The sequence below is a fragment of the Paracidovorax sp. genome, assembly GCF_057642795.1.
In genome coordinates this window covers 50,184-70,746 of sequence record NZ_JBXYZY010000021.1, presented here as the reverse complement: position 1 = coordinate 70,746, position 20,563 = coordinate 50,184, and the positions used below count along the sequence as shown (strand labels likewise).

Here is a 20,563-nt window from a genome sequence, read left to right as displayed (position 1 = left end):
TGGCGCTGCGCATCGCTTTGCATCCACTCCTAGAAGGCCCCATGAGCAAATCCACGTCCGATTCCGCCGTTCGCAACACCAGCGCCAACGAGCCCTTCAGCGCCATCCTGGAAAAGTCCCTCTCGCGCCGCACGCTGGCCCGTGGCAGCCTGGGCGCGGCCCTCGCCGCCATGACCGGCGCTGCCCTGAGCGCCTGCGGTGGCGGCGATGGCGACACGCCCCCCGCCCAACCCGGCACGGGCGGTGGCGGCACCGGCGGCGGCACGCCTGAGGCGCCCAAGCTGGCGCTGGGCTTCCAGTCGCTGCCCCCCTCCATGACCGACGCCTGCGTGGTGCCGGCCGGCTATGTCGCGCAGGTGCTCGGCGCATGGGGCACCCCGTTCGACGACATCGCCCAACCCTGGCGCCGCGACGGCACCAACACCTCCAACGACCTGCTGCACTCCACCGGCATGCACCACGACGGCATGCATTACTTTCCGCTGCAGGGCTCGTCCACCGAAGGGCTGCTGGCCGTCAACCACGAATACATCGACGAAAGCGCGTTGCACCCGGCCGGCCCCACGCAGGTGAACGGCAAGCGCCCCGCCGAAGAAGTGCGCAAGGAGATCAACGCCCACGGCGTGTCCATCCTGCACATCCGACTGCAAGCGGGCCGCTGGTCCATCGTGAAGAACTCGCGCTACAACCGCCGCTTCACCGCCGCCACGCCGATGGCGCTGGCCGGGCCCGTGGGTGGCACGGCCTCGGTGCGCACGCCGTTCTCGCCCAACGGCACGCAGGTGCGCGGCACCAACAACAACTGCGGCAACGGCTTCACGCCCTGGGGCACCTACATCACGGCCGAGGAGAACTGGGCCGCCTGCTTTGTCAACACCGGCACGCAGACGCGGGACCAAAAGCGCGTGGGCATCCAGGCCGCCAAGGGCCGCTACCTGTGGGAGACGGCCGCCGGTGACGCCAGCGAGCAGCTGGGCGAGTTCGCCCGCTTCGACAACACGCCCAAGGGCGCCGACGCCACGCAGGACTGGCGCAACGAGGCCAACGGCTTCGGCTACCTGGTGGAGATCGACCCCTACGACCCCAGCAGCATCGCCACCAAGCGCACCGCCATGGGCCGCTTCGCCCATGAAGGCTCGGCCTACGCGCCGCCGGTGGCCGGCAAGCCCCTGTCGTTCTACAGCGGAGACGACTCGCGCTTCGAATACCTCTACAAGTTCGTTACCACCGCCGTGTGGGACCCCAAGGACGCCGACCGCGCCGACCGGCTGGCCGTGGGCGCCAAGTATCTGGACCAGGGCACGCTGTACGTGGCGCGCTTCGACGCCAGCGGCAAGGGCGAATGGCTGGCGCTGGCCGAAGGCACCAAGAACGCCGCCGGCCGCACGCTGAAGGAAGAGTTCGGCAGCATCGACCAGATCCTGCTGAACACGCGCGGCGCCGCCGACTTCGTGGGCGCCACGCCCATGGACCGCCCCGAGTGGACCGCCGCCCACCCCACCAGCGGCGAGGTGTACGTCACGCTCACCAACAACACCTCGCGCAATGCCACGCGCGGCACCAACCCGGCCAACCCGCGCCTGAACAACGTCAACGGCCACATCGTGCGCTGGCGCGACCAGGCAGGCAGCAACGTCTTCCAGTGGGAGATCTTCGTCTATGGCTCCGACGCCGCCGCCGACGCAGACACCAACCGCTCGGGCCTGACCACGCTCAACCAGCTGGCCAGCCCCGACGGCCTGTGCTTCGACGGCCGCGGCATCCTGTGGGTGCAGACGGACAACGGCATCGACGGCGGCCGCAACAACGCGGTGGCCAAGTCCACCAACGACCAGATGCTGGCGGTGATCCCGCCCGCCATGGCGGCCACGCCCGCCAGCGGCCCGGTGATCAACAACGGCAACCAGGGCGACCTGCGCCGCTTCTTCGTCGGCCCCAACGAGGCCGAGATCACCGGCTTCGCCATCACGCCCGACTACAAGACCATCTTCCTGAACGTGCAGCATCCGGTGAACTGGCCTGCCTACGACAGCGAAGATGCGACCGCCGTGCCCTCGGGCAAGGTGCGCCCGCGCTCTTCCACCGTGGTCATCCAGCGCAAGGACGGGGGCGCCATCGGCGTCTGACGCAACAGGACCGCACCGCTCGCTGCCCGGGTGGCAAGCGGCGCGATTCCATCGGTGCCCCACGGGGTACAAGCTATGAAAAACAGAGCGCTCAGCCCTTGATCTGCAAGGGCTACGCGCTCTTTTTCATGGCAAATCCGTCAGGCAGCGGCGGACGTGTCTTCCAGGCTTTCCTGCAAGAAGGGCAGCACGGCGGCCAGCAGGGCATCGGGTGCCTCCTCGGCCACGTAGTGGCCGCAGGGCAGCGCCATGCCGCGCACGTCGTTGGCCACGCGGCGCCATTCGGCGAGGGCGTCGAAGCAGCGCTCGATCACGCCGTCGCGCCCCCAGAGCACCATCAGCGGCATCTCCAGCCGGCGGCCCGCATCGCGGTCGGCGCGGTCGTGTTCCAGGTCGATGCCAGCGGCGGCGCGGTAGTCCTCGCACAGCCCGTGGGCTGCGCCCGGCAGCGACAGGCAGCGCACGTATTCGGCCATGGCGCGCGGATCGAAGGGCGCCAGGCCCGCGCTGCGCCCGCCCATCACGTCGCGCAGATAGGCAGCGGGGTCGGCTTCGAGCAGCCGCTCGGGCAGCGGCTGGCGCTGAATCAGGAAGAACCAGTGCCAGTAGGCGCGGGCGAAGCGCTCGTCGGTCTGCTCGTACATGGCCAGCGTGGGCGCGATGTCCAGCAGCGCCAGGCGGCGCACCGCCTGCGGGTGGTCGGCCGCCAGGCGGTGCGCCACGCGGGCGCCCCGGTCGTGGGCCAGCACGGTGAAACGCTCGTGGCCCAGCTGGCGCATCACGGCGAGCATGTCGGCGGCCATGGTGCGCTTGCTGTAGTTGGCATGACCCGCCTCGCCGGCGGGCTTGGAGGAATCGCCATAGCCGCGCAGATCGGCGAGCACCAGCGTGAAGTGGCGCGCCAGCGTGGGCGCCACCTTGTGCCAGATGGCGTGCGTCTGCGGGTGGCCGTGCAGCACCAGCAGGGCCGGGCCGCTGCCGCCCACGGCGGCATGGATCTGCACGCCAGGGGCGACTGTGAAATCGTGCGCGGCAAAGCCGGGAAACAGGGCGTCGTTCGGGGAAGGCATGGGTCTCCTTGGGGGCGGTTCTGGCGGGCGATGGCGGATCTTGCCACCGGGCGGCTTGGGGCGCGGCCTGGGCTTCAGTCGCCAGGCCGGTCTGCCGATAATGCCGGCATGCAAATATCCCGCACTTCCTCCACCGCAGCCGTCGCGCCGGCGTCCGGGAGCGGAGCCTCCGGCGGCTCCAGCGACACCGCCGCGCTGCAAAAGCAGCTGCGCGATCTGACGGAAGCGCTCAAGCAGACCAGCAGCGACACCACCATGAACGCCAAGGCGCGCGAGCAGAAGACGCGCCTCTTGCAGGCGCAGATCCAGGCGGTTCAGGCGCAGATCGCGGCGATCCAGCGGCAGCAGCAACAGGAACAGATCGAACGCCAGCGGCAGAACGCCGGCACCGCAGGCAACACCGCCGCAGCGGACCAGGACAGCCAGGCCACCGGCAGGAAGGCCGCGGCCGCCCAGGGCCTGGGTGCGAACGTCGATACCTACGCCTGAACGTCTTCAGCCGGCAGCTGCCGCCGGCTCCAGCCCCGCCGCGGTGACGAGCTTGCGGGTGTAGGGGTGCTGCGGCGCATCGAGCACCTGCGCGACCGGGCCGGATTCCAGCACGCGGCCCTCTTGCATCACCATCACCTCATGCGCCATGGCGCGGATCACGGCCACGTCATGCGTGATGAGCAGGAAGGACAGGCCCCGCTCCTTCTGCAGCCGCTGCAGCAGCGCCAGCACCTGCTGCTGGATGGTGACGTCGAGCGCGCTGGTGGGCTCGTCCAGCACCAGCAGCTGCGGCTGCACGATGAGCGCGCGGGCGATGGCCAGTCGCTGGCGCTGGCCGCCCGAGAATTCATGCGGATAGCGCGCCAGCAGGCCGGGGAACTGCGCCTCGCTCAGGCCCACGTCGGCCAGCGCGGCCTGAACGCGGACGCGGCGTTCGGGCGGCGGCAGGCCAGGTTCATGCACCTGCAGCCCCTCGCCCACGATCTCCTCCACCGTGAGGCGCGGCGAGAGCGAAGAGAACGGGTCCTGGAACACCACCTGCACGCGGCGGCGCAGCGCCTGGTTGGCCGGCGTATTGCGCTGCGCCGGCAGCTGCCAGCCCTGCCCTTCGATGGCCAGGCGCCCCTGGTGCGGCAACAGGCCCAACAGGGCCTGCGCCAGCGTGGACTTGCCCGAGCCCGATTCGCCCACCACCCCCAGGGTGCGGCCCGGTGCCAGGCGGAAATCCGCCCCCTGCACGGCCACGAACTCGCCGCGGCGGAACCAGCCGCGCAGGCCGGGCAGCGGCGTGGCGTAGGCCACGCGCAAGTCTTGCGCCTCCGCGGCCGGCACGGCGCCGGCGGGCGCGGGGGATTCGTCCACGTCGCGCACCGGCACGCTGCCGATCAGGCGCCGGGTGTAGGCATGGCGCGGCGCATCGAACACCTCGGCCACGGCGCCCTCTTCCACCAGCGTGCCGTGCTCCATCACCGCCACGCGGTCGGCAAAGCGGCGCACGAGGTTCAGGTCGTGCGTGATCAGCAGCACCGCCATGCCGGTCTGCCGCTGCAGGTCGGAGAGCAGATCGAGGATCTGGCCGCGCAGCGTCACGTCCAGCGCGGTGGTGGGCTCGTCGGCCAGCAGCAGGCGCGGCCGGCTGGCGAGAGCCATGGCGATCATGGCGCGCTGGCGCTGCCCGCCCGAGAGCTGGTGCGGAAAGGAGCGCGCGCGCCGCGCCGGATCGGGAATGCCGGTGCTCGCTATCAATTCAATAGCTGCCTGCGCTGATTGGGCGCGGGTCAGCGCCTGTTTCAGCTCCAACACTTCGGCCACCTGGTCGCCCACGGCCATGAGCGGGTTCAGCGCCGTCATGGGCTCCTGGAACACCATGGCGATGTCGCCGCCGCGCACGCCGCGCAGCTCGCGCTCCGTGAGCGCCAGCAGGTCGCGCCCGCCCATGAGGGCCTGGCCGCCGACTTGGGCCTCTCCCGCCAGCCGCAGCAGCGACAGCGCGGTGATGGTCTTGCCCGAGCCCGATTCGCCCACCAGGGCCAGCTTCTCGCCCGTGCCGATGTGAAAGCTCACGCCATGCACGACCTCCTTGGCGCCGAAACGCACGCGCAGGTCCTGCACGCGCAGCAGCGGCTCGGCGGAGCCGGGCGTGGCCTGCGCCGCAGCGGGGGTGTGCGGGTCGTCGGTCGTCGTCGTCATCGGTCGGCCTTGCGGGGGTCCAGGGCGTCGCGCAGCGCATCGCCCATGAAGGTGAGCAGCAGCAGCGTGCCGACCAGCACGGCGAAGGTGCTGAGCGAGATCCACCATGCGTCGATGTTGTTCTTACCCTGGCTCAGCAGCTCGCCCAGGCTGGGCGTGCCGGCCGGAACGCCCAGGCCGAGGAAGTCCAGCGAGGTGAGCGAGAGGATGGCCGCGCTCATGCGGAACGGCAGGAAGGTCACCACCGGCGTGAGGCTGTTGGGCAGGATGTGGCGCCAGATGATCTGCCGGTTCGGCACGCCCAGGGCGCGCGCGGCCTTCACGTAGTCGAGCTGGCGGTTGCGCAGGAATTCGGCACGCACGTAGTCCGACAGGCCCATCCAGCCGAAGAGGCTCAGCAGGATCAGCAGCAGCGCGAGACTGGGCGAGAACAGCGCGCTGAAGATGATGAGCAGGTACAGCTCGGGCATGGAGCCCCAGATCTCGATGAAGCGCTGGAAGGCCAGATCCGTCCTGCCCCCGAAGAAGCCCTGGATGGCGCCCGTGAGCAGGCCCAGCACCGTGCCTGTGAAGGTGAGCGCCAGGCCGAACAGCACGCTCACGCGAAAGCCGTAGAGCAGCTGCGCCGCCATGTCCCGGCCCCGGTCGTCCGTGCCCAGCCAGTTGTCGGCCGTGGGCGCGGAGGGGTTGGGCGACTTGGCGAAGTAGTTGATGGTGTTGGGACCGTAGGGATTGAGCGTGTAGAGCGCCCAGTTGTCGCCCGCGCGCAGCCGCTGCTGGATGTACGGGTCCAGGTAGTCGGTGGGCGTATCGAAGTCCCCGCCGAAGGTGGTCTCCGGGTAGGTCTTGACGATCGGGAAATAGGTCTGCCCTTCGTAGCGCACGACCAGCGGCCGGTCGTTGCTGACCAGCTCCGCGCCCAGGCTGATGACGACCAGCACGCAGAAGACGATGAGGCTCCAGAAACCCAGCCGGTTGCGCTTGAAGCGCAGCCAGGCCCGGCGCGAGGGCGACAGCGAGGGCGCAGGCGACGCAGGAAGCGCTGCGGGGATGGGGGACGGCGGCGTCAAGCTCATGGGGGCTCAGTCGAACTTCACGCGCGGGTCCACCCACACGTAGCACAGGTCGCTCACCAGCTTGGTGACCAGCCCGATCAGCGTGAAAAGGTAGAGCGTGCCCAGCACCACGGGGTAGTCGCGGCGGATCACACTCTCATAGCTCAGCAGGCCCAGGCCGTCGAGCGAGAACAGCGTCTCGATCAGCAGCGAGCCGGTGAAGAAGGCGCCGATGAAGGCCGCCGGAAAGCCCGTGACGATGGGGATCAGCGCGTTGCGGAAGACGTGCTTCCAGAGCACCTGCCGCTCCGAAAGCCCCTTGGCCCGCGCCGTCAGCACGTACTGCTTGCGGATCTCCTCCAGGAAAGCGTTCTTGGTCAGCATGGCCGTCACCGCGAAGCTGCCCGCCACCATGGCCGTCACGGGCAAGGTGATGTGCCAGAGGTAATCCGCGATGCGCGCGCCCCAGCTCAGCTGATCCCAGTTGGACGATGTCAGCCCGCGCAGCGGGAACCACTGCAGCTGTCCGCCGAAGATGACCAGCAGCGCCACGCCCAGCACGAAGCCCGGAATCGCATAGCCCACCAGGATGATCAGCGTGGTCACCAGATCGAAGCGCGAGCCGGCGCGCACCGCCTTGGCCACGCCCAGCGGCACGGCCACCAGATAGCTGATGAAGAAGGTCCAGAGGCCCAGGCTGATGGAGACGGGCAGCTTTTCCTTGACCAGCTCCCACACGCTCTTGTTCTGGAAGAAGCTGCGGCCCAGATCGAAGCGGGCGAACTGGCCCAGCATCTGCCAGAAGCGCTCGTGCGCCGGCTTATCGAAGCCGTAGAGCGCCTTGATCTGCTCTAGCCGCTTCGGGTCCACGCCCTGGTCTCCGCGGTAGTTCATGCCGCCGGACTCGAGCCCGCCGCCGCCCTTGCCGGCGGCGGTGCGCGCCTCGGCCAGGTACTGCTCCACCGGGCCGCCCGGCACGAACTGGATCACCACGAAGGTCAGCAGCAGCACGCCCAGCAAGGTGGGCAGCATGAGCAGCAGGCGTTTGGCGATGTAGACGAGCATGCAGTCGTTCGGTGCGTTAAGGCTTCAGGCTCCACCAGGTGGACATGGCCCATTCTTCAGCTCGTGCGTAGGGCGGCATGGGCGCGCGGTAGGCCAGGCGCTGCTGGTTATAGACGACGCGGTGCGAGGAAAGGAACCACTGCGGGATGAGGTAGTGGCTGTGCATGATGACGCGGTCCAGCGCCCGGCAGGCGGGCAGCAGTTCGGCCTTGGAATCGGCACGGGTCAGCGCCTTCACCAGCGCATCGACGGCCGGGCTCCTCACGCCCGCATGGTTGCTGGCGCCTTCCACGTCGGCACGCTGGCTGCCAAAGAGCTCCTGCATGTCCTGGCCCGGGTTGTAGGTGCCGGGGTAGTTGAGCGTGATGATGTCGAAGTCGTATTTATCCATGCGCTGCAGGTAGAGCGCGAAGTCCACCGAGGCGAAGCGCAGCGTGACGCCCAGCTTTTCGAGGTTGCGCATCCAGGGCGTGACGGTGCGCGCGCCGACTTCCTTGCTGTCCAGGTATTCGAGCACCATGGGCTGGCCCTGGGCATTGCGCAGCGCGCCATCGCGGTAGGTCCAGCCGGCATCGGCCAGCAGCTGGCGGGCGCGGCGCAGGTTGCCCCTCAGCGAATGCCCCTCGCCTTCGGTCGTGGGCGGCTGGTACATGGGGCCGAACACGGCGTCAGGCACCTTGCCGCGCCAGGGCTCGAGCAGCTTCATTTCCTCGGGCCCAGGCGTGCCGGTGGCCCGGCAGTCGGTGTTGCCGAAGAGGTCGGTCACGCGCGGATAGCCGCCGTAGAACATCTGGCGGTTCATCCAGTCGTAGTCCAGCGCCAGGCCCAGCGCCTCGCGCACACGCACGTCCTTCAGCAGCGGCCGGCGCGTGTTGAGCACATAGCTCTGGAAGCCCGCGGGCAGCTGGTGCTTGAGCTCCTTCTTGACCAGCACGCCCTGCTTGAAGAGCTTGCCGTCGATGCGGCGCGCCCAGTCGCCCGCCGAATAGACGGTCATGAAGTCGAACTCGCCGGCCTTGAGCGCCTCCAGCCGCGCGGTGTTGTCCTTGTAGATCTTGACGGTGATGCGGTCGAAGTTGTATTCGCCCCGGTTCACGTTCAGATCGCGCCCCCAGTAGTTCGGGTCGCGCACGTAGGTGATGTCGCGCCCGAAGGCCACCGGACCGATGCGGTAGGGGCCGCTGCCGATGGGCGTGTCGGTCACGATCTCGTCGAAGCGTTTGGTCTTGCCGCTCGCATCGCGCCCCCAGGCGCGGCTGAAGATGGGCAGGCTGCCCACCGTGAGCGGCAGTTCGCGGTTGGGCTGCTTGAAGCGGAAGCGCACGGTGCGCCGGTCCAGCACATCGACGCCGGCCACGTCCTGCAGCAAGGTTGCGTAGCTGGGCGATGCGTAGGGGCCGGTCAGCGTCTCGTAGGTGTACTTCACGTCGGCCGCCTCGACCGGGCTGCCGTCGTGGAAGCGCGCCTCGGCCCGCAGGCGGAAGGTGGCGCTCAGGTGGTCGGGCGGCACTTCGACGTCTTCGGCCAGCAGGCCATAGCCGGACGCTGTCTCGTCCATGGAGCCCGTGAGTAGCGTATCGAACAGCAGGGTCGAGAGATAGGCCGGCGGCGATCCCTTCATCGTGAAGGGGTTGTACTTGTCGAAGGTGGAATAGCGCAGGTTGCTCACCATGCGCAGCTCGCCGCCCTTGGGCGCGTCGGGATTCACATAGCCGAAGTGCGCGAAACCGGCAGGGTACTTGAGGTCGCCCCACAGCGCATAGCCATGCGCGGCCCAGGCCGGCACGGCACACAGAGAGCTTCCCCAGAGCAGACAGATCGCCAAGAACCGCATGCGACAATTCTGCACCACGGCGGCGGCAGGCCCGCGCTGGCAGGGCCCAAGGCCCGCCAGCCCATCCGGCCGCCCTCCCTACCGCATTTCCACTGGAGAGAACTACAAATGGGTTTCCTGACCGGCAAGAAGCTGCTCATCACGGGCGTTTTGTCCAACCGCTCCATCGCCTATGGCATCGCCAAGGCATGCCACGCGCAAGGCGCCGAACTGGCCTTCAGCTACGTGGGCGAGCGCTTCAAGGACCGCATCACCGATTTCGCCGCCGAGTTCGACTCCCAGCTGATCTTCGACTGCGACGTGGGGAGCGACGAGCAGATCGAGCGCATGTTCGTCGACCTGTCGGCCACCTGGCCGAAGTTCGACGGCTTCGTGCACAGCATCGGCTTCGCACCGCGTGAAGCCATCGCCGGCGACTTCCTCGAAGGCCTGTCGCGCGAATCGTTCCGCATCGCGCACGACATCAGCGCCTACAGCTTTCCCGCCATGGCCAAGGCCGCCCTGCCCTACCTGAACGACAAGGCCGCCGTGCTCACGCTGAGCTACCTGGGCGCCCTGCGGGCCGTTCCCAACTACAACACCATGGGCCTGGCCAAGGCCAGCCTGGAAGCCAGCGTGCGCTACCTGGCCGAATCGCTGGGCCCCAAGGGCATGCGCGCCAACGGCATCAGCGCCGGCCCGATCAAGACCCTGGCCGCCAGCGGCATCAAGGACTTCGGCAAGCTGCTGGGCACCGTGGCCGACGCCTCGCCCCTGCGCCGCAACGTGACCATCGAAGACGTGGGCAATGCCGCGGCCTTCCTGCTGTCGGACCTCGCCAGCGGCGTGACGGCCGAGATCATGTATGTGGACGGCGGCTTCAGCCAGACCGGCGGCATCAGCCGCGACAGCGCCAATCTGGCCTGATCGGGAACTGATCGATCGGGCACGGTGGCCGGCACACGCCGGCCTCGGCCCCAAGCGACAAGGGCGCGGGACTTCACGGTCCCGCGCCCTTGGCATTTCGGGGGCCGGCGTGCGATCCATCTCGCAGGGGCGCTCGAAGGGGGGAGCGAGGATGCAAGCCGCACGGCCAGTGACGGCAGCCGGCATCGCAGCGGCGGGGTGGCACCCAGGCCGCCCGAAAGCCTCATGGTTTTCCCTAGAATCGCAGCCTTCCTCCCGAGCGAGGCCGGGCGCGCGAACGGTGCGGCATCGGCAGCGCCGGGCCCGTCAGCAGCCCCGTCCCGTACCATGAGCCGCACCGCCACCGCCCCGTCCCCCGTCGTCCCCCACTCCCCACTGGAAGACGCCCTCGCGCTCTTCACGGGCGTCCTGCTGATCTCCATCGGCGTGGCTTTTTTCACCGGCGCCGGACTGCTCACGGGTGGCACGGCCGGACTGGCTTTTCTGGCGCACTACGCTACCGGCGTGGGTTTCGGCGCCCTCTTTTTCGTCCTGAACCTGCCTTTCTACTGGCTGGCCTGGCGCAAGATGGGCCGCAGTTTCACCTTCAAGACCTTTGCCGCCGTGCTGCTGCTGTCGGTGCTGACCACGCTGCAGCCACACTTCCTGCAGTTCGCTCAACTGCAGCCGCTCTACGCGGCCATCGCGGGCGGGCTCATCACCGGCACGGGCTTTCTGGTGCTGTTCCGCCACCGCTGCAGCCTGGGCGGCGTGGGCATCCTCGCCCTCTACCTGCAGGACCGCTACGGCTGGCGCGCGGGCAAGGTGCAGATGGGCATCGACTGCTGCATCGTGCTGCTGGCTCTGCTCACGGTCGATCCGCTGCGCGTGGCCTACTCCATCGTCGGTGCGGTGGCGCTCAACCTGGTGCTGGCGCTCAACCACCGGCCCGGGCGCTACACCGCTGTCTGACCAGCGGCCGCCGCACACTCCTCAAAGCGCGCAGTCCAGGCGCGATCACCGACTCGGCGGCGGGCTGGATGCCGCGGATCGGATTCGTGGGCGGCGCGCCCGGCAATGCGCCCGAGGTGTGCCCGGCGGTGGCGAAATGGGTACCATGGACACGGCCCTGACCGACAGCACCCTGACCATGATGCCCGGCCAAGGCACCTTGGGGCCTGCTGGCGAGGGGCGGCATGTTCAGCGTGCCCCGGGTGCACGCAAAGGCCTGGCGCACCGCGGCTGACGCGGCTCGCCTGCGCAAGCCCGGCCCGGCGCCTTACTATCAAAATCATAGCTTCATGCGCAGCATCTACAGGGGCCGTAGCCCTTTTTATTCACGAGGAAGCCTCACCATGAATCCCTCCTGCGCCCCACGCCGCACCTGGCTGCGACACGCGCTAGCGCTCGCCGCCACCGGCGCCCTGCCACTGCTGGCACGGGCCGCGGCTCCCGCCACTACCTCGACCGCCAACGTGCCAGCCGACCTGGAAGTCTGGAAGGACCCGAATTGCGGTTGCTGCAAGGAATGGGTGGCCCACATGCAGGCGGCCGGCTTTCGCGTCGGCGTCCACGACGTGGGCAACACCGCGGTGCGCCAGCGCCTGGGTCTCCCGGCCCAGCTCGGCTCCTGCCACACGGCGCTGGTGGGCGGCTACGTCCTCGAAGGCCATGTGCCGGCTGCCGACGTGAGACGCCTGCTGCGCGAAAAGCCGCGAGCGCTGGGCCTGGCCGTGCCGGGGATGCCCGTGGGCTCGCCCGGCATGGACGGCGCCATCTACGGCGGCCGGCGGGATGCCTTCGACGTGCTGCTGGTCGCCCGCGACGGCACCACCAGCGTGTTTCAGCACTACCCCGCCAACCGCCAGAGCTAGGGCACCGGCAGCCACCGGCAGATTGCGCTGAAGCGCCGGCCCCATAGCGTATTTGCCGCTGAACGGGGCCGCCACTTCCGCACCACGCGGGCGGCCTGCGCTTCTAGCATCGGTGCATCCGAAACAACCCTTGCGCCGCTGGAGCCCCCGCCATGTCCGATCTGCTCGTCACCTTCAACTTCGACCGACTCGGCGAAGCCCGCGAATACCGTCCGCCGGCCGACCGCGTGATCGAAGGCGACATCGTCTGCCGTAACTGGGACATCGACAGCGCCAAGGACGGCGCCGTGCGCGCTGGCGTCTGGGAATCCACGCCCGGCGTGAACCACTCCATCAAGGGCGAGACCTGGGAGTTCTGCCTGATCCTCTCCGGCGTGGTGGAAATCACCGAACGCGGCCATGAACCCAAGACCTACAAGGCGGGCGACTGCTTCATCATGAAGCCCGGCTATGTGGGCACCTGGCGCACCATCGAGACGGTGCGCAAGGTCTGGGTCATCGCCTGACGGATGCGGGCGGCCTGCCTGCGGCGCGGGCAGCCTTGCCGGCGTTGTCGGCGCGAGCGAAGCAAGCCCGCGCCAGGCGCTGCGAACCGGTCCTGGCCGCCCTTGCCCTCGCAATGCCGGGCACCCACTGAGAGATCCGCTACGGAATCTCATACGCCACCGCGTATCCCTGGGCCGCCCGTTCGATACGCGCGAAGCCCGCGGCTCCCAGGTGCATCCCTGCAATCAGCAGGCGCTCGGCGCAGGCGAAGTCCAGCAGCCCCGTGCGCGTGCGCGCGGAAAGCAGCGGGTCCTGGTCGAAGGCGATCGACACATCAGGGTGCGCCGCCTGGATGCTCGGAAAATGCACCACATCGCCCCAGACCAGCAGGCCGTCGCTGCCGGCGTCGAACCGGTAGCCCGTGTGCCCTGCGGTGTGGCCTGCCAGCGGCACGGCCCACAGCCCGGGCATGACCTCGCCAGCGTCGATAAGCCGCAACCTCCCGCTATAGGCAGCGAAGGCCCGCCGCGCCACCACGAAGTTGCCGCGCGCACGCTCGCTGGCACGACGCAGGTGGGCATCATCCTGCCAGAAGGCGATCTCTGTGCGATGCACCACCAATTCGGCGTTCGGGAAAGCCGACGCACCCGTGGCGTCCAGGAGGCCGCCGATATGGTCCGGGTGCGCGTGCGTCAGCAGCACCGTATCGACCTGCGAAGGCCGCACGCCCGCCCGCGCCAGGCGGTGCATCAGCTCTCCGCCCCATTGCCGGAAGCCCCCCGCCCCCGTGTCGATCAGCATCGTGCGGCCGCGGCCACGCACCAGATAGGCGTTGATGTGGACCGATGACGGCTCCCGCACGCCTGCCCCCTCCTGGATGCGTCGGGCCTCGGCCGCGTCGATGTTCGTCAACAGATCCAGGCTGGCGCAAAGATAGCCATCGCTCAGGGCTGTGATCGAGAAATCGCCCACCTGGCGGCTCGGTAAACCGGTATCGGGCATCGCGTGCTCCTCCGCCCGCATGTCAATTGCGGGCATGAATGTTCGACGCTGCGTAGCCGAAGCAGCGGATGCGGGGTGTGAGCCGCGTCGCGCTCCGGATCGCGTCCTCCAGGCCGTCCATGAACGACGCCATGGTGTCCGCCGTGCGGAATGGCTCCAGCCGATAGCGCACATCGACGAAGACCGGATGCCCCCGCCCCAGGTGCGCGGCGACGCAGGCGACATGCACGTTCTCCGGGGCGGCGCGAAGGACCCCGATGCACAGTCCGGCGCATCGGTCCGAGAGTTCGGCGAGCGGCTCGTCCTCCGGCATCGCTCCGGGCGGTATGAAGATCGTGATGTTGGGCATGTGCAGGCCTGCCTCTTCACTGCGGCCGGGCATCGGCACAGCCGGGCGTCAGTGCGTCCGACATCGGCGCATAGGCATGCACGTCATCCGGCCAGTCCGATACGGCCAGCGCACAAGCGCGGACCGTCGCCAGCCAGCGGCGCTCGGGCGAGCGGTCCAGGGCAACCGAGTGGATCGCGGCCGGGGCGAGGCCCCTGCGCGCCAAGGGCTCGGGCCCCACGGAACTCAGCACCAGGTATTCGCCCCGGGCGACGGCCGGTGCGCGGTCCAGTCCAGCGTAGAGATTGCGATGCCAGTCAGCGATGTGTTCCTGCCAGCGCGAGAAACTGCCACCGCCCTTGAGGCGGTACTCCTGCCCCAGCAGCACGTCGAGGCCGTCGATCGAATGCAGCGCCAAATACGTGGGGCACCCAGGCCGCAGGGCCTTGAAGCGCTGGGAGGTATGGAATCCCGCCACCGAGATCAGCGCGGGCAGCTTTTCCAGGCTGTAGAAGTCGTTCCAGCCGGCTTCGCGGGCCGGGTCCGTGAATTGGCATTCCACCGTGTAGATCATTGAAAAAGCTCCTGCGGAGGCCATAGGCGCCCGCCGTGTTGTTGACGTTTGCTCATGGTAGAAGCCAAGGAGTGCGCCGTAAAACGACTTATCGGTATGCTTCAGTGACAAAAAATCAAGGAAACCCTCTCATGGCCCTTCGACGCAAGATACCGAGCCAGTCCGCTCTGCTGGCCTTCGAGGCGGCAGCCAGGCACGGCAGCTTCGCCCGCGCCGCAGACGAGTTGTCGCTCACCGAAGGCGCCATCAGCCGGCAGATCGGGCGGCTGGAATCCTTCCTCGGTCTGAAGCTGTTCGAGCGCATCGGCAACCGGGTGCGGCTACTGCCCAAGGGGCAACGCTACGCCCTGCAGGTGCGAGACATACTGGCGCGGCTGGACCATGAGAGCCAATACCTCATGGGCCAGCCGGACGATCGCGCCAGCCTCGACATCGCGACCCTGCCCACCTTCGCCACGCGCTGGCTGATTCCGCGCCTGGCCCGCTTCCAGCGCCTGCACCCGCACATCACCGTGCATCTGGCCGAACGGATGGACCCCTTCGCGCTGCCCGGCAGTGGGTTCGACGCGTGCATCCATTTCGAGCATCCCGCCTGGAGCGGCGCGCACACCCATCCGCTGCTGCAGGAGGAACTGGTGCCCGTGTGCCACCCCGCGCTGCTCGGGCCCCATGGCGCGGCGACTTCGCTGGACGCGCTGCCCAGGCTGCACAGACGCCAGAACCCCGATGCCTGGGAACGCTACGCCGCAGAAACCGGCACACCGATCACGAACCCCGCCATCGGGCCCCGCTACGACCTGCACGCCATGCTGATCGAAGCCACGCTGGCCGGCCTCGGCGTCGCGCTCGTGCCGCGGCTCTATGTGGAGGCAGACCTGGCGCAGGGCCGGCTGGCAGCGCCATGGCCTCCAGCGAGCCATGTCGCGAAGACCTTCTGTCTGGTACTGCCGTCCCCCATCGGGCTGAGTTCGGAGCCCCTGCAGGCCTTCGCCCGGTGGCTGCTCGGCGAAGCGCATGCCAGCGCGACACCTGCACGGGCCGCCCCGTGACTCGGCTGGGAGGAGGAACGCAAGGCAGTCCTGCATGTCCCGGGCCGACTCCGCGCGTCGCATGCATGGGCTGGAGCGCCACCGCGCGGGCAGCTGATCCGCCGGCCCGGGGTTGCGCTATGGTGGCGCCCTTCGCCATCACGGGCCACCGTCAGCCCATGCCCCGCATGTCCCTGCCCTCCTTCGCATACCGCCCCACCGGCGATGCCGGCTCCATCACCCGCGTCGCCGGCATCGAGGTCGGCCATTGCACCGACACACGCCGGCCCACCGGCTGCAGCGTGGTCATCGCCCGCGAGGGCGCGGTAGCCGGCGTGGACGTGCGCGGCGCCGCGCCCGGCACGCGCGAGACCGATCTGCTGGAGCCCACGCACCTGGTCGAGCGCATCCATGCCGTGATGCTGGCCGGCGGCAGCGCCTTCGGGCTGGATGCGGCCAGCGGCGCCGTGCGCTGGCTGGAAGAGCGCGGCATCGGCCTGGACGTGGGCGTGGCCCGCATCCCGCTGGTGCCGGCGGCCGTGCTGTTCGACCTGCCCGTGGGCGACGCGCGCATCCGCCCCGACGCCGCCGCGGGCTACGCCGCCTGCGGCGCCGCCTCGCGCGAAGACCCGGCCGAAGGCAACGTGGGCGCCGGGGCGGGCGCCGCGGTGGGCAAGCTCTTCGGCATGGACCGGGCCATGAAGGGTGGCATCGGCAGCGCCTCGATTACCGTGGAGGGCGTGACCGTGGGCGCGCTGGTGGCCTGCAACGCGGCCGGCGACGTGGTGGACCCGGACACCGGCCGCCCCGTGGCCGGCGCCCGCACGGCCGACGGCCTGCGGCTGCACGACACGCGCCGCGCCCTGCTGGCCGGCGACGCGCCGCAGAGCCTGCTGGCCGGCACCAACACCACCATCGGCGTGGTGGCGACCGATGCGGCCATCACCAAGGCGCAGGCCCGCCGGCTGGCGGTGTGCGCGCACGACGGGCTGGCCCGCGCCATCAATCCCGTGCACACCCTGTCGGACGGCGACACGCTGTTCGCCCTGGGCACGGGCCTCGCCGGCCGCACGCTGGGCATGATGGTGCTCTGCACCCTGGCGGCCGAAGTCACGGCCCGCGCCACGCTGCGCGCCGTCTGGGCCGCGCAGGGCATCACCACCGCGCAGGGCCTGCACCTGCCCGGCGCCGCCGATCTGGCCGGAGGCCGGCCATGAACCTGCTGGCCGCGCGATCGCGCACCGCCGCCAGGCGCCTGCGCACTGCTTTGCTGAACCTGCGCGACCTGCTGCTTTCGGCCGGGCCGCTTGCCTTCCTGGCCGTGGGCCTGGTGGCGCTGGCCTATTGGTGGCTGCAGCCCAATCCGCCGCGCCGGGTCACCCTGGCCACCGGGCCCGCGCAGAGCGCCTATGCCGAATTCGGCCAGCGCTACCGCAAGGCCCTGGCGGCCGATGGCATCGAGGTGGTGCTGCTGGAAAGCGAGGGCTCGTCGGCGAACCTGCAGCTGCTGCGCGACGGCGCCGCAGATCTGGCCTTCGTGCAGGGCGGCACGGGCGAGTTGCAGCCCGGCGACACCGAGGAGCTGGAATCGCTGGGCAGCCTGTTCGTCGAACCCATCTGGCTTTTCTACCGCGAGGACGCGGCCCGCCGGGTCACCGAGAGTGGCCGGCTGACCAGCCTGGCGCAGTTGCGCGGCCTGCGCGTGAACGTGGGAACGCCGGGCAGCGGCGTGCCCACGCTGATGGACAAGCTGCTGGAGTCCAACCGCGTGGACCCGGCCCGCGTCCACCGCACGCAGCTGGGCCAGACGCCCGCGACGGTGGACTTCCTGGCCGGCCGGCTGGATGCGCTGGTGTTCGCCTCCGCGCCCGAATCGCTGATGGTGCAGATGCTGCTGCAGACGCCCGGCGTGCGGCTCATGGACTTTCCGCAGAACGAGGCCTACGGCCGGCGCTTTCCCTTCCTCACGCCCGTCACGCTGCCGCGCGGCGTGGTCGATCTGGCCGCCAACGTGCCGCCGTCGGACGTGCGGCTGGTGGCCTCCACCACCTCGCTGCTGGCGCGCGAAGGCACGCACCCGGCGCTGCTGCAGCTCTTCGCGCAGGCCGCGCAGACGCTGCACGGCGGCGCGGGCTGGTTCAACCGGGCGCGTGACTTTCCGAACACCCGCCACAGCGAGCTGCCCATTGCCGCCGAGGGCGACCGCGCCATCAACGGCTCGCCGCCGCTGCTGCAGCGCTACCTGCCGTTCTGGCTCGCCAACCTGATCGAGCGCATGTGGCTGGTGCTGGGCGTGCTGCTGGCGGCCATGCTGCCGCTCTCGCGCATCGTGCCGCCGCTCTACCAGTTCCGCGTGCGCTCGCGCGTGTTCCGCTGGTACGGCCGGCTGCGCGAGATCGAGGACGAGATGGAAGTCGGCCAGAGCACGCCCGAGGCGTTGCGCACGCAGCTGGACCGGCTGGAGGCGCAGGTCGAAAAGGTGAGCGTTCCGCTCTCCTATGCCGAGGAGCTATACGCGCTGCGCAACCACATCCATCTGGTGCGGCGCAAGCTGCGGCCTGCACAGGGCTGATGCGGGGGACCGCTGACGATCCAAGCATCAAAACCGCTCACAGCGCTTGATAAATCTGGGCATAACGCTACCAAATAAATAGCAAAAAGCCTCCATCCCCGGCCAGGGGATGGAGGCTTTTTTCAAGGCGGCAGGCAGGCGGATCGCCTGCCTGCACTGGAGCTGACGCTTACTTGAGCGCCTTGTAGCGCATGCGCTTGGGCTTGGCACCCTCTTCGCCCAGGCGCTTTTTCTTGTCGGCTTCGTATTCCTGGTAGTTGCCGTCGAAGAACACCCACTGGCTGTCGCCTTCGGCGGCCAGGATGTGGGTGGCGATCCGGTCGAGGAACCAGCGGTCATGGCTGATGACCAGCACGGTGCCCGCGTATTCCAGCAGCGCGTCTTCCAGGGCGCGCAGGGTTTCCACGTCCAGATCGTTCGAGGGTTCGTCCAGCAGCAGCACGTTGCCGCCCGCGATCAGCGTCTTGGCCAGATGCAGCCGGCCGCGTTCACCGCCCGAGAGGCTGCCCACCTTCTTCTGCTGGTCGCCGCCGTTGAAGTTGAAGCGGCCCGCATAGGCGCGGCTGGCCATCTGGAACTTGCCGATGTTGATGATGTCCAGGCCGCCCGAGATGTCTTCCCAGACGGTCTTCTCGTCGGAGAGCGCATCGCGGTTCTGGTCCACGTAGGCCATCTTGACGGTGGAGCCGATCACCACTTCACCGCTGTCAGGCTGCTCGCGGCCGGCGATCAGCTTGAACAGCGTGGACTTGCCGGCCCCGTTCGGGCCGATGATGCCGACGATGGCGCCGGCGGGGATGTTCATCGACAGGTTGTCGATCAGCACGCGGTCGCCGAAGGACTTGGTCACGCCCTTGAATTCGATGACCTGGGTGCCCAGGCGGTCGGCCACGGGAATGAAAATTTCCTGCGTTTCGTTGCGCTTCTGGTATTCGAAATCGCTCAGCTCCTCGAACCGGGCGATACGCGCCTTGGACTTGGCCTGGCGGCCCTTGGCGTTCTGGCGCACCCACTCCAGCTCCTTCTTCAGGGCCTTGGCGCGGGCTTCCTCGCCCTTTTGCTCGGATTCGAGGCGGGCCTGCTTCTGGTCCAGCCAGGTGCTGTAGTTGCCCTTGTACGGAATCCCGTGGCCACGGTCGAGTTCGAGAATCCACTCGGCCGCGTTGTCGAGGAAGTAGCGATCGTGGGTGATGGCCACCACGGTGCCGGAGAAGCGGTGCAGGAACTGCTCCAGCCAGTCCACCGATTCGGCGTCCAAGTGGTTGGTAGGTTCGTCGAGCAGCAGCATGTCGGGCTTGGACAGCAGCAGGCGGCACAGCGCGATGCGGCGCTTCTCGCCGCCGGAGAGCACGCCCACCGTGGCTTCCCAGGGCGGCAGGCGCAGGGCGTCGGCGGCGATTTCCAGCTGGTGCTCGGAGTCGGTGCCGGCCGTGGCGATGATGGCTTCGAGGCGGGCCTGCTCGGCGGCCAGCGCGTCGAAGTCGGCGTCGGGCTCGGCATAGGCGGCGTACACCTCTTCGAGCTTGGCCTTGGCGGCGAAGACTTCGCCCATGGCCTCTTCCACGCTCTCGCGCACGGTGTGGTCGGGGTTGAGCTGCGGCTCCTGCGGCAGATAGCCGATCTTCAGGCCCGGCATGGGGATGGCTTCGCCCTCGATCTCCTTGTCGACGCCGGCCATGATCTTCAGCAGCGTGGACTTGCCCGAGCCGTTCAGGCCCAGCACGCCGATCTTGGCACCGGGGAAGAAGGAGAGCGAGATGTCCTTCAAGATCTGCCGCTTCGGGGGCACGGTCTTGCTGACACGGTTCATCGAATAAACGTACTGGGCCATTGGCTTTCTTTCCTTGGAATGGGGGCGGCGCTGCCGGCGCGGCAGGCACGGCGGGTTGCCGGGCATGCGCCGTGCGAGACGCGGTTCAACCCGGGATTATCGGATGCTTTGGCGCGGCACCGTCCGCGCTCGCCCTGCGCAGGCCCGGATCAGCGCTGCGAGCGCCCGCGCAGCTCGTGCGCCCAGTGCGCTGCGGAGGCCATCAGCTCGGCCTGGATCTTCGCGTGGTCGATCTCGCCCAGCGCCTGGTGCAACTGGCTCGCGGCCTGCTGGCGCGCGGCCTCGGCACGGGCCGCGTCGAGGTCGGCCGAGCGCACGGCGGTGTCGGCCAGCACGGTGACTCCGCCGGGCTGCACCTCGACATAGCCGCCCGAGACGAACACCGACACGCGCTCGCCCTCCGGCGTCTCGCAATGCACGAAGCCTTCGCGCAGACGGCTGAGCAGCGGCGTGTGGCCGGTCAGGACGCCGAAGGAGCCCTCGGCACCCGGCACCGTGGCCACCCGCACCTCGCCCGCCCAGACGACGCCTTCCATGTTGACGATGGCAAGGCGCAGCGGGCCTGCGGCGGGAGACGAAAGAGAGGCGGAAGACATGGCAGGAAAACGCGGGAAACCGAGCAGCAGACAGAGCGCACCGTCTAGCCCCGCCG

Annotated in this window: 19 protein-coding genes; 9 read left to right on the top strand and 10 right to left on the bottom strand. The window is 69.0% G+C overall.

All coding sequences use genetic code 11. The annotated features are described in order from the left end of the window. Nucleotides 1–41: 41 nt before the first annotated feature. Complete coding sequence (locus AC3A84_RS07330) at nucleotides 42–2,126, top strand: PhoX family protein (RefSeq protein WP_487968940.1); 2,085 nt, start codon at nucleotides 42–44, stop codon at nucleotides 2,124–2,126. A 140-nt stretch (nucleotides 2,127–2,266) separates the two neighbouring features. Here the strand turns inward: AC3A84_RS07330 and AC3A84_RS07325 are convergent, their stop codons facing one another. Further along, complete coding sequence (locus tag AC3A84_RS07325; protein WP_487968939.1) at nucleotides 2,267–3,196, bottom strand: alpha/beta fold hydrolase; 930 nt, start codon at nucleotides 3,194–3,196, stop codon at nucleotides 2,267–2,269. Nucleotides 3,197–3,304: 108 nt separating this feature from the next. Between AC3A84_RS07325 and AC3A84_RS07320 the strand changes: the two genes are divergently transcribed. Continuing rightward, on the top strand, nucleotides 3,305–3,685 hold the full coding sequence (locus AC3A84_RS07320; protein ID WP_487968938.1) for a FlxA-like family protein: 381 nt from the start codon (nucleotides 3,305–3,307) through the stop codon (nucleotides 3,683–3,685). A gap of 6 nt (nucleotides 3,686–3,691) precedes the next feature. On the opposite strand, the gene AC3A84_RS07315 is transcribed toward AC3A84_RS07320, so the two are convergent. The 4 genes from AC3A84_RS07315 to AC3A84_RS07300 are packed head-to-tail and all read right to left on the bottom strand — an operon-like array spanning nucleotide 3,692 to nucleotide 9,331. Then, on the bottom strand, nucleotides 3,692–5,377 hold the full coding sequence (locus tag AC3A84_RS07315; protein ID WP_487968937.1) for an ABC transporter ATP-binding protein: 1,686 nt from the start codon (nucleotides 5,375–5,377) through the stop codon (nucleotides 3,692–3,694). Beyond that, complete coding sequence (locus AC3A84_RS07310; protein ID WP_487968936.1) at nucleotides 5,374–6,453, bottom strand: ABC transporter permease; 1,080 nt, start codon at nucleotides 6,451–6,453, stop codon at nucleotides 5,374–5,376. Before AC3A84_RS07310 ends, AC3A84_RS07315 begins: the two co-directional genes overlap by 4 nt. A gap of 6 nt (nucleotides 6,454–6,459) precedes the next feature. Beyond that, nucleotides 6,460–7,497: a microcin C ABC transporter permease YejB gene (locus tag AC3A84_RS07305; protein ID WP_487968935.1), complete on the bottom strand. Its 1,038-nt coding sequence runs from the start codon at nucleotides 7,495–7,497 to the stop codon at nucleotides 6,460–6,462. Between the two features lie 16 nt (nucleotides 7,498–7,513). Then, nucleotides 7,514–9,331, bottom strand: coding sequence for an extracellular solute-binding protein (locus tag AC3A84_RS07300; RefSeq protein WP_487968934.1), 1,818 nt, complete (start codon nucleotides 9,329–9,331; stop codon nucleotides 7,514–7,516). Nucleotides 9,332–9,439: 108 nt separating this feature from the next. Between AC3A84_RS07300 and fabI the strand changes: the two genes are divergently transcribed. The 4 genes from fabI (at nucleotide 9,440) to AC3A84_RS07280 (ending at nucleotide 12,596) form a co-directional block, all read left to right on the top strand. Next, nucleotides 9,440–10,237, top strand: coding sequence for an enoyl-ACP reductase FabI (gene fabI, locus AC3A84_RS07295; protein WP_487968933.1), 798 nt, complete (start codon nucleotides 9,440–9,442; stop codon nucleotides 10,235–10,237). A 327-nt stretch (nucleotides 10,238–10,564) separates the two neighbouring features. Further along, complete coding sequence (locus AC3A84_RS07290) at nucleotides 10,565–11,188, top strand: YitT family protein (protein ID WP_487968932.1); 624 nt, start codon at nucleotides 10,565–10,567, stop codon at nucleotides 11,186–11,188. Nucleotides 11,189–11,571: 383 nt separating this feature from the next. Next, the gene (locus AC3A84_RS07285; protein ID WP_487968931.1) at nucleotides 11,572–12,090 is read left to right on the top strand and encodes a DUF411 domain-containing protein; all 519 of its coding nucleotides are present in this window, start codon (nucleotides 11,572–11,574) and stop codon (nucleotides 12,088–12,090) included. Nucleotides 12,091–12,242: 152 nt separating this feature from the next. After that, complete coding sequence (locus tag AC3A84_RS07280) at nucleotides 12,243–12,596, top strand: cupin domain-containing protein (RefSeq protein WP_487968930.1); 354 nt, start codon at nucleotides 12,243–12,245, stop codon at nucleotides 12,594–12,596. A 139-nt stretch (nucleotides 12,597–12,735) separates the two neighbouring features. Here the strand turns inward: AC3A84_RS07280 and AC3A84_RS07275 are convergent, their stop codons facing one another. Genes AC3A84_RS07275 through AC3A84_RS07265 form a run of 3 tightly spaced genes read right to left on the bottom strand, consistent with a single transcriptional unit; the run spans nucleotide 12,736 to nucleotide 14,480 of the window. Then, nucleotides 12,736–13,578 carry an MBL fold metallo-hydrolase gene (locus AC3A84_RS07275; RefSeq protein WP_487968929.1) on the bottom strand — a complete coding sequence of 281 codons (843 nt, stop codon included), beginning with the start codon at nucleotides 13,576–13,578 and terminating at the stop codon, nucleotides 12,736–12,738. A 22-nt stretch (nucleotides 13,579–13,600) separates the two neighbouring features. Then, nucleotides 13,601–13,927, bottom strand: coding sequence for a hypothetical protein (locus tag AC3A84_RS07270; protein WP_487968928.1), 327 nt, complete (start codon nucleotides 13,925–13,927; stop codon nucleotides 13,601–13,603). 16 nt (nucleotides 13,928–13,943) lie between these two features. Then, nucleotides 13,944–14,480: a sugar ABC transporter gene (locus tag AC3A84_RS07265; protein ID WP_487968927.1), complete on the bottom strand. Its 537-nt coding sequence runs from the start codon at nucleotides 14,478–14,480 to the stop codon at nucleotides 13,944–13,946. Between the two features lie 131 nt (nucleotides 14,481–14,611). Here AC3A84_RS07265 and AC3A84_RS07260 point away from each other — a divergent pair, with 131 nt between their 5' ends. From AC3A84_RS07260 to AC3A84_RS07250, 3 genes are all read left to right on the top strand, one after another. Further along, nucleotides 14,612–15,529, top strand: coding sequence for a LysR substrate-binding domain-containing protein (locus AC3A84_RS07260; RefSeq protein WP_487968926.1), 918 nt, complete (start codon nucleotides 14,612–14,614; stop codon nucleotides 15,527–15,529). Nucleotides 15,530–15,696: 167 nt separating this feature from the next. Beyond that, nucleotides 15,697–16,725, top strand: coding sequence for a P1 family peptidase (locus AC3A84_RS07255; protein ID WP_487968925.1), 1,029 nt, complete (start codon nucleotides 15,697–15,699; stop codon nucleotides 16,723–16,725). Then, entirely contained in the window at nucleotides 16,722–18,080 is a 1,359-nt protein-coding gene (locus AC3A84_RS07250; protein WP_487968924.1) for a TAXI family TRAP transporter solute-binding subunit, read from the top strand. The genes AC3A84_RS07255 and AC3A84_RS07250 overlap by 4 nt, the downstream gene beginning before the upstream one ends. A 169-nt stretch (nucleotides 18,081–18,249) precedes the next feature. Here AC3A84_RS07250 and ettA read toward each other — a convergent pair whose 3' ends face one another. Both ettA and atpC read right to left on the bottom strand, forming a co-directional pair. Then, nucleotides 18,250–19,911 carry an energy-dependent translational throttle protein EttA gene (gene ettA, locus AC3A84_RS07245; RefSeq protein WP_487968923.1) on the bottom strand — a complete coding sequence of 554 codons (1,662 nt, stop codon included), beginning with the start codon at nucleotides 19,909–19,911 and terminating at the stop codon, nucleotides 18,250–18,252. Nucleotides 19,912–20,060: 149 nt separating this feature from the next. Beyond that, nucleotides 20,061–20,507 carry an ATP synthase F1 subunit epsilon gene (atpC, locus tag AC3A84_RS07240; protein ID WP_487968922.1) on the bottom strand — a complete coding sequence of 149 codons (447 nt, stop codon included), beginning with the start codon at nucleotides 20,505–20,507 and terminating at the stop codon, nucleotides 20,061–20,063. Nucleotides 20,508–20,563 lie beyond the last annotated feature (56 nt).

What these genes read in the sequence shown, in the direction of transcription:
- AC3A84_RS07260 (WP_487968926.1), top strand. Translation starts at nt 14,612, where the DNA reads ATGGCCCTTCGACGCAAGATACCGAGCCAGTCCGCTCTGCTGGCCTTC.
- AC3A84_RS07250 (WP_487968924.1), top strand. Translation starts at nt 16,722, where the DNA reads ATGAACCTGCTGGCCGCGCGATCGCGCACCGCCGCCAGGCGCCTGCGC.
- AC3A84_RS07305 (WP_487968935.1), bottom strand. Translation starts at nt 7,497, where the DNA reads ATGCTCGTCTACATCGCCAAACGCCTGCTGCTCATGCTGCCCACCTTG.
- AC3A84_RS07315 (WP_487968937.1), bottom strand. Translation starts at nt 5,377, where the DNA reads ATGACGACGACGACCGACGACCCGCACACCCCCGCTGCGGCGCAGGCC.
- atpC (WP_487968922.1), bottom strand. Translation starts at nt 20,507, where the DNA reads ATGTCTTCCGCCTCTCTTTCGTCTCCCGCCGCAGGCCCGCTGCGCCTT.
- AC3A84_RS07275 (WP_487968929.1), bottom strand. Translation starts at nt 13,578, where the DNA reads ATGCCCGATACCGGTTTACCGAGCCGCCAGGTGGGCGATTTCTCGATC.
- AC3A84_RS07300 (WP_487968934.1), bottom strand. Translation starts at nt 9,331, where the DNA reads ATGCGGTTCTTGGCGATCTGTCTGCTCTGGGGAAGCTCTCTGTGTGCC.
- AC3A84_RS07280 (WP_487968930.1), top strand. Translation starts at nt 12,243, where the DNA reads ATGTCCGATCTGCTCGTCACCTTCAACTTCGACCGACTCGGCGAAGCC.
- AC3A84_RS07330 (WP_487968940.1), top strand. Translation starts at nt 42, where the DNA reads ATGAGCAAATCCACGTCCGATTCCGCCGTTCGCAACACCAGCGCCAAC.
- AC3A84_RS07310 (WP_487968936.1), bottom strand. Translation starts at nt 6,453, where the DNA reads ATGAGCTTGACGCCGCCGTCCCCCATCCCCGCAGCGCTTCCTGCGTCG.
- AC3A84_RS07270 (WP_487968928.1), bottom strand. Translation starts at nt 13,927, where the DNA reads ATGCCCAACATCACGATCTTCATACCGCCCGGAGCGATGCCGGAGGAC.
- AC3A84_RS07290 (WP_487968932.1), top strand. Translation starts at nt 10,565, where the DNA reads ATGAGCCGCACCGCCACCGCCCCGTCCCCCGTCGTCCCCCACTCCCCA.
- AC3A84_RS07285 (WP_487968931.1), top strand. Translation starts at nt 11,572, where the DNA reads ATGAATCCCTCCTGCGCCCCACGCCGCACCTGGCTGCGACACGCGCTA.
- AC3A84_RS07265 (WP_487968927.1), bottom strand. Translation starts at nt 14,480, where the DNA reads ATGATCTACACGGTGGAATGCCAATTCACGGACCCGGCCCGCGAAGCC.
- AC3A84_RS07325 (WP_487968939.1), bottom strand. Translation starts at nt 3,196, where the DNA reads ATGCCTTCCCCGAACGACGCCCTGTTTCCCGGCTTTGCCGCGCACGAT.
- ettA (WP_487968923.1), bottom strand. Translation starts at nt 19,911, where the DNA reads ATGGCCCAGTACGTTTATTCGATGAACCGTGTCAGCAAGACCGTGCCC.
- AC3A84_RS07320 (WP_487968938.1), top strand. Translation starts at nt 3,305, where the DNA reads ATGCAAATATCCCGCACTTCCTCCACCGCAGCCGTCGCGCCGGCGTCC.
- fabI (WP_487968933.1), top strand. Translation starts at nt 9,440, where the DNA reads ATGGGTTTCCTGACCGGCAAGAAGCTGCTCATCACGGGCGTTTTGTCC.
- AC3A84_RS07255 (WP_487968925.1), top strand. Translation starts at nt 15,697, where the DNA reads ATGTCCCTGCCCTCCTTCGCATACCGCCCCACCGGCGATGCCGGCTCC.